Source organism: Melghiribacillus thermohalophilus, from assembly GCF_004342905.1.
Taxonomy (GTDB): domain Bacteria; phylum Bacillota; class Bacilli; order Bacillales; family Alkalibacillaceae; genus Melghiribacillus; species Melghiribacillus thermohalophilus.
The window spans coordinates 343461-355835 of sequence record NZ_SMAN01000001.1 but is presented as its reverse complement, the minus strand read 5'-3'; the positions used below and the strand labels follow the sequence as shown (position 1 = coordinate 355835).

Below are 12375 nucleotides of genomic sequence, written 5' to 3'. Positions count from 1 at the left end.
TAAAATAGTATATAATAATTAATATTGGTATGACATATTGGTGATAGGGTGGTGAAACGATGGAATTAACTTCCCGCCAGGAACAGATCCTAGAGATCGTAAAAGAAAATGAACCGATTACAGGCGAAAGCATTGCAGAAAAATTAAATTTAACCCGGGCAACGTTAAGGCCTGATCTTGCGATTTTAACAATGGCAGGATTTTTGGATGCAAGGCCCAGAGTCGGCTATTTTTATACAGGACGTTCTGGATCAGAATTGTTTTCCCAAAAACTGAAGCAAATTAAAGTTAAGGATTACCAGTCCATTCCCGTTGTTGTGGATGAAAATGTCTCTGTTTATGATGCGATTTGCACCATGTTTTTAGAGGATGTAGGTACCCTGTTTGTTGTAAACGGGAAATCCGATCTGGCAGGGGTTTTGTCGAGAAAAGATTTGCTCCGGGCCAGTTTAGGCAAACAAGACCTGAATGAAGTACCTGTTCATATCATTATGACGAGAATGCCTAACATTACGATGTGCGAGAAAGATGATTTGCTGATTGAAGCAGCACAGAAATTGATTGAAAAACAAATTGACGCACTTCCTGTTGTGAAAAAAAGCGAGGAAGGTTACGAGGTCATCGGACGAATCACAAAAACAAATATGACGAGAGTGCTGGTGGAACTTGCAAGAGATGAGAGATGAGCAAATTTAAGGTGAAATGAAGGAGGAATGGGGAAGATGAAACCGATTGTTTATGTTGTTTCAGACTCAGTGGGTGAAACAGCTGAACTGGTGATGAAAGCTTCCTTGAGTCAATTCGATGATGGGAATTTTGAAATCAGAAGGATTCCTTATGTGGATGATCAAGGAACGATTCAAGAAGCCGTTCAGCTCGCTAAGGATAACAATGCCATTATCGGATTTACCCTGGTTAAGCCAGAACTTAGAAAATACATGAAAGAAGAAAGTCAAAAAAATTCGGTAAAGTCCATTGATATTATGGGGCCTATGCTTGAGGCAATGGAAGAACACTTTCAAAAACCTCCTCGATTGGAGCCGGGGTTAGTTCACAAACTAGATGAAGATTATTTTAAACGGGTGGAAGCAGTAGAATTTGCAGTGAAATATGATGACGGAAGAGATCCTCGGGGAATTATGCGTGCGGACATCATCTTAATCGGGGTATCACGGACGTCAAAAACCCCCCTTTCCCAGTATCTCGCTCATAAACGGCTAAAAGTTGCCAATGTTCCCATTGTTCCAGAAGTGGAGCCGCCAGAGGAACTGTTTGAAATTAACCCTGACAAGTGTATCGGGCTCCGAATTAATCCTGACAAATTAAATCATATACGGAAAGAGCGCTTAAAAGCACTTGGACTGGATGCAGAAGCGAATTATGCCAATATTAACCGGATTAAACAGGAGCTGGAGTTCTTCGACAGGGTGGCTGAGAAAATCGGCTGTAAAGTGATCGATGTGTCCAATAAAGCTGTAGAAGAGACAGCGAATGTGATTTTGAAATATATTCAGAAAAAACACAGGTAAAAACCTGTGTTTTTTCTGAAAAACATTAGATTTTTTAACTAAACTGTATTATAATTAATTTTTGTGAAAAAAAGTTTCTACGTTTAGTTTTATTTGGTAGAGAACAAAATAATAATATGATTTAAAACATATGAATCACTAAAGAAAGGAAGGATTCGCTCCAGTCTTGTAGAAGTAATGGATTATGACAAACATTTTTGTGGATGCAGATCAATGTCCCGTAAAAAAAGAAATATGCATGTTTACCCAAAAATATTCTTTCACACCTTTTTTTGTTACAACCTATCAGAACAATCCAGCTCACGTTGAATGCGGAAAATGGTGTCTGGTAGATCAGGGGATAGAGTCAGTGGATTATTTTATTTTAAATCAAGTTAAGCCTGGTGATTTAGTTGTCACCGATGACCTTTCCCTGGCAACCCTTCTGACCATTCGACGAGTGCAAGTCTTAACGTCAAGAGGTAGACTGATTTCAGAGAAGGATGCCGAGCACATTTTGCTTCGAAAACATTTAAGGATGAAAAATCAAAGGAAAAATGTGCGTGTTAAAGGCCCATCACCCTTCACAGGCAGAGACAGGGAAATTTTTTGTTCAGTTTTTGAAAAAATCTTGTCGACAAATGAAGGGTTTTTCTCAAGTTTCTAGAATAACTTTAAAACATGGTGATTGCATATGCCTGACCAATCAAGAGAACAATTTATTGAAGAAATCCGGGCCGCCAATGACATTGTTGACGTTGTAGGTGAATATGTACAACTAAAAAAGCAGGGACGAAATTATTTTGGACTGTGCCCGTTTCATAGCGAAAACACACCATCCTTTTCTGTATCACCTGAAAAACAAATTTTTCATTGTTTCGGCTGTGGGAAAGGCGGCAATGTGGTTACATTCGTCATGGAAATGGAAGGCATTTCATTCCGGGAAGCTATTTCCCTGCTGGCTGAAAAATCAGGGAGATCTCTGCCCGATTCCTTTCGGACAGAAAAACCATCACCGGCCAGCCAGGAAGCCCAAAACATCCTGGAAGCTCATCAGTGGCTAACTAAATTATACCATCATCTGTTAAAACATACAAAAGAAGGCAGGGAAGCGCTCCAATACCTGGAGCAGCGGGGGTTGTCAGAGGAAACCATTGATGCATTCCAGATCGGCTATGCTCCCGATGCTAAACATTTTGTGGTTTCCTTCTTAGAAAAGAAAGGATTCCATCCTCAAACGATGGTTAAAGCAGGATTATTGTCAGTGACTGACGAAAATAAGTATATCGACCGATTTCGGGGACGGGTAATTTTCCCTATCCGGAATCATCAGGGAAAAACAGTGGCTTTCAGTGCTCGAACATTATCAGATCAGAAACCAAAATATATCAATAGCCCCGAAACCGAAATTTTTCATAAAGGCAGGATGTTATTTAATTTTGATTTAGCAAGGCCACACATTCGCAAAATGTCTGAAGCTGTACTGGTTGAAGGTGCTTTTGATGCAATCGCATCTTATCAGGCGGGTGTTCAGAACGTCATTGCAACTCTGGGAACGGCCTTAACCGACTTTCAGGCATCCCTTCTGAGGAGATATGTGGATACCGTCATCATCTGTTATGACGCCGACTCAGCCGGACTGGAAGCAACGATAAAGGCGGCTTCCCTTTTAAAGAAAGTCGGTTGTTATGTAAAAATCGCCCGGATGGAGCAGGGGATGGATCCCGATGACTATATTCAGACCTATGGAAGCGAAAGTTTCCAAAAGCATGTCATTCAGGGCAATATAACCTACATGTCTTTTTACTTAAAATACTTGCGAAAGCAATTTAATCTTCAAACAGAGGCCGATCGAATAAGATATATTGAAAAAGCACTGGATCAGATTTCAACTGTCGATAAGCCTGTTGAAAGGGAACATTATGTAAAGGACCTCGCTGACGAGTTTGAACTGTCCAGAGAAACCTTACATCAGGAAATTCGCTACAGAAGAAGGAAGATGGGGAAATATAAGGATAAACAGCAGGCAGAAAGACATAATAAGAGTAATCCAATGACAAAACCGTCTGAAAAATTACTTCCTGCTTTTCATAATGCGGAGCGTTATTTGCTTGCATACATGCTGAAAGACCCAGAAATTGCTGATTTTGTTCAGGAGAAACTGGGTGGGGCATTTTTAATAAATGAACACCAGGTAATGGTTACCTATTTATATGCGTTCTATGAAGAGGATCATCGGGCTGATATTAGCCGGTTTATGGAGTATCTACCTGATGAACAGTTAAGAAACTTAACAGCCCAGATCGCTTTGTTACCTGTTTCTGATGTAACATCAAACCGGGAAATTGAAGATTATGTGAATGTCATTAAGAAAGAGAAGCACCGGAGAGAGCTTCATCAGTTAGAGATGGAGTTAAAAGAAGCAGAACGTCAGAATAATCCGGTAAAAGCAGCACAAATTGCAATGGAAGTTCTTGAGTTAAAGAAACAGTGGAAGCAAGAAAAGAACAAATAAGGTTTTTGTATCTGGAAGGAGGGGTACCCATGGCAGATAAGCCATCTCGTTCTCAAGATAAAGACGAAGAATTGACACTGGATCAGGCCAAGGAACAGCTTGTAGAACTCGGGAAGAAGCGTGGCATACTCGCTTATGAGGAAGTAGCTGACAGACTATCTCATTTTGAATTGGACTCTGACCAGATGGATGAATTTTATGAATATCTAGGAGATCAGGGCATTGAAGTTATCGGTGACAATGATGAAGATCCAAACATGCAACAAATTTCCAAGGAAGAAGAATTTGATCTCAATGATTTAAGTGTACCTCCAGGAGTGAAGATTAATGATCCCGTTCGGATGTATTTAAAAGAAATCGGCAGAGTTGATCTGTTATCTGCTGAAGAAGAGATTGAACTGGCCAAACGAATCGAACAGGGGGATGAAGAGGCTAAAAAACGTCTGGCTGAAGCCAATCTTCGTCTTGTTGTCAGTATAGCTAAACGATATGTCGGCAGAGGTATGCTGTTTTTGGACCTTATTCAGGAAGGAAATATGGGCTTAATTAAAGCCGTGGAAAAGTTTGATTATCGAAAAGGTTATAAATTCAGTACTTACGCCACTTGGTGGATTAGACAGGCTATTACCCGAGCGATTGCGGATCAGGCCCGTACGATTCGCATTCCAGTTCACATGGTTGAAACCATCAATAAATTGATTCGGGTACAGCGGCAATTGCTGCAGGATCTGGGACGTGAGCCAACACCGGAAGAAATCGCAGAAGAAATGGATTTGACCCCTGACAAAGTGAGGGAAATCCTAAAAATTGCCCAGGAACCGGTTTCACTGGAAACTCCAATTGGAGAAGAAGACGATTCTCACCTCGGCGATTTTATCGAAGATCAGGATGCTACATCGCCATCAGACCATGCTGCATATGAATTGTTGAAAGAACAGCTGGAAGATGTACTTGACACCCTGACAGACCGGGAAGAAAATGTCCTGCGTCTTCGTTTTGGTCTGGATGACGGACGCACCCGCACACTTGAGGAAGTCGGCAAAGTATTTGGCGTCACGAGAGAGCGCATCCGTCAAATTGAAGCGAAAGCTCTAAGAAAGCTTAGACATCCAAGCCGCAGTAAACGGCTGAAAGATTTTCTAGAATAAAATCCATTCATTACAGTCGTTGCCTCCGGCAACGACTGTACATTTTTGCACCTGCCGTTGAAATTAAAGGAGATTCATGCACGTTCCCTTAAAAGGGGTGATCCGCTTGTCAAGAGAAAGGAAGAAAATGATCGTAAATGAAATACTTTACTGGAAAGAAAGCCGACTTCTTCCAAGAGAGTACTGTGATTTTTTAATTGCACTGTATACAGAAGGGGATGGCATCCAGCCGAAACAGCAGTTATGGAAAAAAAGCGCTTTCTTTCTTGATATTATGCTGATTTTGCTGATGCTCCCTCTTTCATTTCTTGTCATTTATTTTACTCAATTCAGTCCGGTAATGCAAACTTTCATAATATTCTTATTTTTGCTGTTTTTATCTGTTCATATCGCCGTGTTTCGCAAAAATAATTCCATCTATTTTCACCTGGCTCTGATCATATTTCTCCTTGTTTTTTTCATACTTTCGGTGCATCTGGTGAACCTAATGACAGAAACGAATAGATTTATTCAGGGTGTTGTATTGCTGAATGTTCTGGCGTGGGTCGTACTGGGGTATTCTAAAAAGTATCATTACTTAACCGCGTCAGGAATCATTGGAGTTCTTCTGCTGGTAATCTTTTTGGTTTTATAAAGTTTTCATATTTTTGCCCTTTTCTCAGAAGCTCTTTTCAAGTAAAATAATTATAGTTTGTCATGATGATACCTGATACTTGAAACAACAGTTGATTACATAAGGAGGAAAGAGGAACCATGAAAAAGAATCCAATCGTACCATATGCGGTTATCGCCGTTTTAGGTATTCTGGCAATGGTCATTTTATCAGGTGTTGGATTAAATCAGATGGATGAAGTTCAAGACCAGGATGACAATCAGGAAGAGCAAGGCCAGGGGAATGGAGAAGGTGCAGCGGACGTAACGAACCCTGAGGAAATATTTTCCCAGATGTGTGCATCCTGCCATGGTGCTGATCTGTCAGGGGGTGCTGCCGGTCCGGCATTAACCGGGGTAGCAGACAGGCTGTCCTTAGAAGAAATTGAAGACGTGATTAATAATGGCCGTCCTGGTACAGCTATGCCAGGAGGACTCGTCAGTCCAGAACAGGCTGAAGTATTAGCAGAATGGTTATCAGAACAATAAGAACAGATTAAACGATAAAATTTTGAGCCCTTGCTATTGATTTTTAGCAAGGGTTCCTTGTTATTTCAACTACTGGTCAGGGAGATGAAAACGTTGGATCAGTTGAATCTTTCACAGCGGCTGAAGCAAATGGCCGATTCTATTCCTGAAGGGTCACGATTTGCGGATATCGGCACGGATCATGCGTATTTGCCCTGTTATGTCTGCCTGAAAGATCCTAAGGCAACTGCAATAGCGGGCGAATTGAACGATGGCCCTTACGCGGCTGCCCTACAGCAGGTAAAAGATTTAAACCTGACAGACCGTATTGATGTCCGCCAGGGAGATGGTCTTTCCATCCTTTCTCCCGGAGAAGCCGATACCGTCGTCATCGCTGGAATGGGCGGGAAGCTTATTACCAGCATTCTTGATCAAGGCCAAAAGCAATTGACTGAAACAAAACATTTAATTCTGCAGCCAAACCTGGATGCATCCGTGATCAGGGAGTGGCTGATCCATCATCAATATTCTTTAAAAGATGAGATGATTATCAATGAGGATGGATATTTTTATGAAATTCTAGCTGCTGAAAAAAATGATCGGATAACACCAGACAGTCTGACAGACCGTGAGCTGTACTTTGGGCCGATTTTGCTCAAGAAAAAGGGAGAAGTTTTCAGAGCCAAATGGAGATCCATTCTACACAAAAAATTAGCTATTTTGGAGCAAATGGAACAGGCAGCGCAGCCTGATTACGAAAAAATCAGCACCTTTCGTACACAAGCAGAATGGATAAAGGAGGTATTAAACCATGAATAAGCCGGCCACAGGCCAGGACGTTATTCGTCTTTTTGAGTCATGGGTTCCGAAGCACCTTGCTATGGAAGGGGATAAAATCGGTTTACATGTGGGGACACTGAATAAGCCTGTACATAAGGTTATGATTACCCTTGATGTGCTCGAAAACGTTGTAGATGAAGCAATTGAAAAAGAAATCGATTTAATTATCGCCCATCACCCGCTGATTTTTAAACCACTAAAGAAAATTACACCAGACGATGAAAAGGGCAGAATTGTTGAGAAGCTGATCAAACATAATATTACAGTCTATGCTGCCCATACCAATCTGGATATTGCAGAAGGCGGCGTCAATGATCTTCTGATGGACCAGCTAGGTATTGAAGATCGGGAAGTTTTAATTGAAATGGGTTCGGAAGAGCTGGTAAAGGTAGTGGTATTTGTTCCTGAAACCCATCAGGAAGAAGTAAGGGAAGCTCTGGGCAATGCCGGAGCAGGTCATATTGGCCATTACAGTCATTGTACCTTTCAAACAGAGGGACAGGGCACCTTTAAGCCCCTCGAAGGAACAAACCCGTTTATCGGTAAGCAGGGAGAACTTGAAAAAGTTGATGAAGTAAGAATGGAAACCATTGTTCCGGTAAGTATTTTGTCCAGAGTGTTAAAAGCTATGGAGGAATCCCACCCTTATGAAGAAGTGGCCTATGATCTTTACCCTTTAAAAAATGAAGGAAAAACCTATGGATTAGGAAGGATTGGCCGTTTGGAACAGCCGATATCCCTTAAGGAGTTTGCCGAACATGCTAAACAAGCGTTTAAGGTTTCGGGCTTAAGGGTTACAGGGGATTTAACCAGGCAGGTTCAAACTATTGGAGTAATCGGCGGAGACGGAAATAAATTTATTTCTCAGGCCCGTAGAAAGGGAGTAGACGTTCTCATTACTGGAGATCTCTATTATCATACAGCACACGATGCTCTGGGGATGGGACTCAGTGTCATTGACCCGGGACATCATATTGAAAAAGTGATGAAAAATGGAGTGCAAACCTACCTTTCCCGGCAGTTGTCAAAGAATGGGTATGACACGGAAGTGATGGTATCAGAAATAAATACAGATCCGTTTCAGTTTCTGTAGAGGATGGATGAATCCATGCTGGATAACCTAAAGCAGCATGGATTTTTTTATGGAACACGAATTTTACATGTTGACCAAATTGGTCAACAGGATTATAATTGACTAAACTGGTCAATGAAAATAACATCCCTAAAATGGAGGAAAGAAAAACATTGAATGATAAATTTTTCAGTCTTGAAAAAGAAAAAAAGGACAAAATCATCAACGCTGCATTGAGGGAATTTGGCATGAAAGGCTTTCACAGGGCTTCTACAAATGAAATCGTCAAGGAAGCAGAGATTTCCAAGGGCCTTCTTTTTCATTATTTTAAAAACAAAAAAACCTTATATATTTTCTTGTTTGATTATGCGGTAGAAATGATCTCCGAAAAGGTTTTTGGAGATGAACGAAACCTGGAAGAGGATATTTTTCAGCGTTTTTTGCAAATTACGATTGAAAAACTGAACCTATTTAAACAGCATCCAGATCTTTTCGATTTTTTGATGAAAGCGATGGAGGATGAGGCTATTCAGGATGAGCTCAAGAACAGAGAAATAATTGAACAGGCTTATCAAAAAGTTTTTTCCGGAATTGATTTCACCAGGTTTAAAGAAGGACTGAATATCGAAAAGGCCTTGAAAGTCATTTATTGGACATTTCAGGGGTTTGGGGAAGAGGAACAGGAAAGGCTGAAACGTGAAGGAATCAGGAATTATGATATTGATCAGGTAACACTGAAAATGAAGGAGTATATTCAGTTTCTGCGTCAGCTTTTTTACAAATGAATCATTTCCTAAAAAATATCAAAAACGTATTGGAGGGAACAGGATGAATGTGATTGAAATCAATGGGTTAACTAAATTTTACGGGAAAGCAAGGGGAATAGAGGATGTCACGTTTTCTGTCAAAGAGGGAGAAATTTTTGGCTTTATTGGACCGAACGGTGCAGGAAAATCCACTACGATTCGAACGTTGCTGTCATTAATCTATCCAACTGGCGGGAGTGCAGCCATCTTTGGCAAGGATATTATAAAAGATGCCCGGGAGATTAAAAAGGATGTAGGGTATCTTCCATCAGAAGTATTCTATTATGACAATATGAAAGTGAAGGATCTTTTGAATTATTCCGCATCATTTTATAACAAAGACTGCAGCACGAGAATCAAAGAATTAGCGGACCGCCTGGATCTGGACCTAAATAAAAAAATCGATGATCTATCCTTTGGAAATAAGAAGAAGGTAGGGATAGTGCAGGGGCTCCTCCATAGTCCGAAATTAATTATTCTTGATGAACCGACAAGCGGACTGGATCCTTTAATGCAGCAGACCTTTTTCGATCTTCTAAAGGAAGAGAATGAAAAGGGTGTAACCATTTTGTTTTCGTCTCATATTCTAAGCGAGGTTCAGCGGTTATGTGATCGGGTAGCCATTATTAAAGATGGAAAAATCGTGAAAGTTGAAAAGATCAGTACACTAAGGGAAAATAATTATAAAAAATTTCATATTGAAACAAAAACACCGATTGAACAGTCTCGCTTTAACTTTGAAGGGATTAAAGATCTCGAAACAGATGGTCACTCGATTCGTTTTCTGTTCAAAGGGGATTTGAATCCAATTATGTCAAGAATCGCTGAACTGGACATTGCGAATTTGTGGATTGAAGAGCCTGATTTAGAAGAGATATTTATGCATTACTATGAAAAGGAGGAACAGGGACATGAACATGTATAGACATGAACTCAGGGATATCTTGAAACCCACCATGATCTGGACATTTTCCATTATGGCCATTACTATTTTTTTCTTTTCCATGTATCCTACCTTTTCGAAGGAAGCAGAGAGTTTAAGAAGAATGCTGGAAGGGTTTCCGCAGGCCATATTGGAGGCTCTGAATTTTGATATTAATGCCTTTACATCGATTCTCGGGTTCTATTCTTATATTTTTGTTTATATTTCCCTGGCAGGGGCAATTCAGGCCATGATTCTTGGAACAGGAATTATTTCCAGAGAAATAAGGGAAAAAACAGCTGATTTCCTGCTGACAAAACCTGTGACACGTAAGGCCATTATGACATCAAAACTCCTCGCTGCCTTAACAGCCATTATCATAACTAATATTGGATATGTATCAGCAGCTTACCTGATGGCAGCAATCGTGGAGAGTGAGGGTTTTCAACAGGGAGTATTTTTTCTGATTTCATTGTCACTGCTGTTTATTCAACTGATTTTTCTGGCTATAGGCCTGATCACGGCTGTTATGGTTTCCCGATTGAAGTCAGTGCTGCCCGTTTCCCTGGGGACAGTGTTTGGGTTTTTTGTAATCAATATGTTTGCCAAAAGCATCGGTGATGATAAAATGGGTTATTTTACTCCATTCTATTATTTCGATTCCATGTATGTATTACAGCATAAAGCCTATGATCCTGAACTCATGATGTTAACCATCATTCTTATTATCATGATGGTCACTGGGAGTTATGTCATGTATGCAAAAAAAGACATTCATACGATTTAAGGAGGGGGACAAATGAACATAATATGGCAGGAATTAAAAACCCATCGTAAGTCTTTAATGATCTGGACTATAGGAGTCCTGGTCATGGTGTTTGCCGGGATGTCTAAATATGTAGGAATGGAAGGGGCAGGACAGTCTTTGAATGAGCTGATGGAAAATATGCCTGCAGTGATGAAAGCCATCATGGGGATACAGTCGCTCGATGTTTCAACCCCCCTTGGATTTTACAGTGTTCTCTACACGTATTTAGTCATTATGCTTACGGTTCATGCCGCCATGCTTGGTGCCACCATATTGTCTAAAGAGGAACGAGATCAAACGGCTGAATTTTTATTGACGAAACCAGTTACCAGATCGTTTATTATATCCAGTAAAATGGCTGCTGCGGTCATACAGTCGACGATTCTGAACATCGTTAGCTTTACGTCATCACTGGCTGCCGTTTACTATTTTGCCGATACCGCAGATGGGTTATGGGAGATCTGGATCTTGTCCCTGGGGCTCTGGATGCTGCAGCTATTATTTTTATCCATTGGAAGCGGTATAGCAGCTATGAAAAACAATCCGAAAAAAGCTCCTGCTATATCCGCGTCGGTTTTATTAACAGCCTTCTTTATTTCCATTATGACGGATATGGCTGAGGCGCTTCAGCCGCTAAAATATATCACTCCTTTTCAATATGTGGAAGCAGATAGGGTGATCAGCGGAAACGGAATTGAAGCCATTTATGTCATATTAAGCATTGGCATTATGCTTGTGTTAACCTGGGCCACCTACCACTTTTATAAAACCAGGGATTTAAATATATAATGAATCTAGCCAAAACAGACCTGTAAATCAGGTCTGTTTTTATTTTAAACTTAATTCGAATTTTTGTTTGACACTGGAATCTGATTTGACATCTGAATCTAATTTGCTTATGATCAAATTAGATATATATCTAAATAGAGGAGTGATCGGCTTGATTCAATTAAGTCGCCTGGTTTCATTTCTTAAAGCATTAAGTGATCCAAACCGCATAAGAATGGTGGCATTGCTTAAGGATGGCCCCCTTCATGGCCAGGCTTTAGCCAGTAAGCTTCATTTAAAGCCTCCAACGGTAACACACCATGCCAAAAAATTAAAAGATGCGGGAATCATCGTGGAGCGGAGAAATAAGAATACTATTTATTTCCATTTAAATGAAAAATCATTAGCTTTGTTAGCCCATGGCATTTTGGAGCTGGGAGGTGATCAAATGTCAAATCAAATACAGGTAAAGGATGAAGAGAAACTGGCCATCATTAAAAATTTCACAACGGTCGATGGGAAGCTCAAGCAAATTCCTGCCCAGCAAAAGAAGAAAATCATTATTCTGGCTTACTACATCCGTGGTCTTGAACACGGGAAGAAGTATCAGGAGAAAGAAATAAATGAATATATTCAACAATTTCACGAAGACTTCGCTACCATTCGGAGGGAATGGGTGATGCATCACTTTATATACCGCCAGAATAATATGTATGAATTGAACCCGAAAGAAATGTGGCCCCTCGTTTTTTAACGATAACGGATATGATGAAGAGTGTATAAGAAGGTTGATAACAGGTGCCTAACCTTTTTATACCCCTTCAGATGGCCGGTATTTTTTTGCGTATCTATTTAGATATATATCTAAT

Annotated in this window: 14 protein-coding genes; all 14 read left to right on the top strand. The window is 40.4% G+C overall.

From position 1 onward, the window contains the following. The first annotated feature begins 59 nt into the window (after positions 1-59). On the top strand, positions 60-686 hold the full coding sequence (gene ccpN / locus EDD68_RS01825; RefSeq protein ID WP_132370506.1) for a transcriptional regulator CcpN: 627 nt from the start codon (positions 60-62) through the stop codon (positions 684-686). A gap of 36 nt (positions 687-722) precedes the next feature. Next, the gene (locus EDD68_RS01820) at positions 723-1529 is read left to right on the top strand and encodes a pyruvate, water dikinase regulatory protein (RefSeq protein ID WP_424399139.1); all 807 of its coding nucleotides are present in this window, start codon (positions 723-725) and stop codon (positions 1527-1529) included. 184 nt (positions 1530-1713) lie between these two features. Then, positions 1714-2175, top strand: coding sequence for a DUF188 domain-containing protein (locus EDD68_RS01815; protein ID WP_132370504.1), 462 nt, complete (start codon positions 1714-1716; stop codon positions 2173-2175). Between the two features lie 27 nt (positions 2176-2202). Next, positions 2203-4023 (top strand): DNA primase, encoded by a 1821-nt coding sequence (gene dnaG, locus EDD68_RS01810; RefSeq protein ID WP_132370503.1) that lies wholly within the window; start codon positions 2203-2205, stop codon positions 4021-4023. Positions 4024-4052: 29 nt separating this feature from the next. Beyond that, positions 4053-5171: an RNA polymerase sigma factor RpoD gene (gene rpoD / locus EDD68_RS01805; RefSeq protein WP_132370502.1), complete on the top strand. Its 1119-nt coding sequence runs from the start codon at positions 4053-4055 to the stop codon at positions 5169-5171. A gap of 127 nt (positions 5172-5298) precedes the next feature. Beyond that, on the top strand, positions 5299-5805 hold the full coding sequence (locus EDD68_RS01800) for a hypothetical protein (RefSeq protein WP_132370501.1): 507 nt from the start codon (positions 5299-5301) through the stop codon (positions 5803-5805). A gap of 119 nt (positions 5806-5924) precedes the next feature. After that, positions 5925-6311, top strand: a complete 387-nt coding sequence (gene cccA / locus EDD68_RS01795; RefSeq protein WP_132370500.1) for a cytochrome c550 — start codon at positions 5925-5927, stop codon at positions 6309-6311. A 93-nt stretch (positions 6312-6404) separates the two neighbouring features. Beyond that, positions 6405-7109 (top strand): tRNA (adenine(22)-N(1))-methyltransferase, encoded by a 705-nt coding sequence (locus EDD68_RS01790; RefSeq protein WP_165902025.1) that lies wholly within the window; start codon positions 6405-6407, stop codon positions 7107-7109. Next, positions 7102-8223, top strand: a complete 1122-nt coding sequence (locus EDD68_RS01785; protein ID WP_132370496.1) for a Nif3-like dinuclear metal center hexameric protein — start codon at positions 7102-7104, stop codon at positions 8221-8223. The genes EDD68_RS01790 and EDD68_RS01785 overlap by 8 nt, the downstream gene beginning before the upstream one ends. Before the next feature lie 152 nt (positions 8224-8375). Further along, positions 8376-8987, top strand: a complete 612-nt coding sequence (locus EDD68_RS01780; RefSeq protein ID WP_165902024.1) for a TetR/AcrR family transcriptional regulator — start codon at positions 8376-8378, stop codon at positions 8985-8987. Between the two features lie 43 nt (positions 8988-9030). After that, entirely contained in the window at positions 9031-9933 is a 903-nt protein-coding gene (locus tag EDD68_RS01775; RefSeq protein WP_132370492.1) for an ABC transporter ATP-binding protein, read from the top strand. Further along, positions 9920-10717 (top strand): ABC transporter permease subunit, encoded by a 798-nt coding sequence (locus tag EDD68_RS01770; protein WP_132370490.1) that lies wholly within the window; start codon positions 9920-9922, stop codon positions 10715-10717. The genes EDD68_RS01775 and EDD68_RS01770 overlap by 14 nt, the downstream gene beginning before the upstream one ends. Positions 10718-10729: 12 nt before the next feature. Next, on the top strand, positions 10730-11527 hold the full coding sequence (locus EDD68_RS01765; RefSeq protein ID WP_132370488.1) for an ABC transporter permease subunit: 798 nt from the start codon (positions 10730-10732) through the stop codon (positions 11525-11527). Between the two features lie 154 nt (positions 11528-11681). Continuing rightward, a complete protein-coding gene (locus EDD68_RS01760) occupies positions 11682-12260 on the top strand; it encodes a DUF2087 domain-containing protein (protein ID WP_132370665.1) in 579 nt (192 codons plus the stop codon). Positions 12261-12375: the final 115 nt, after the last annotated feature.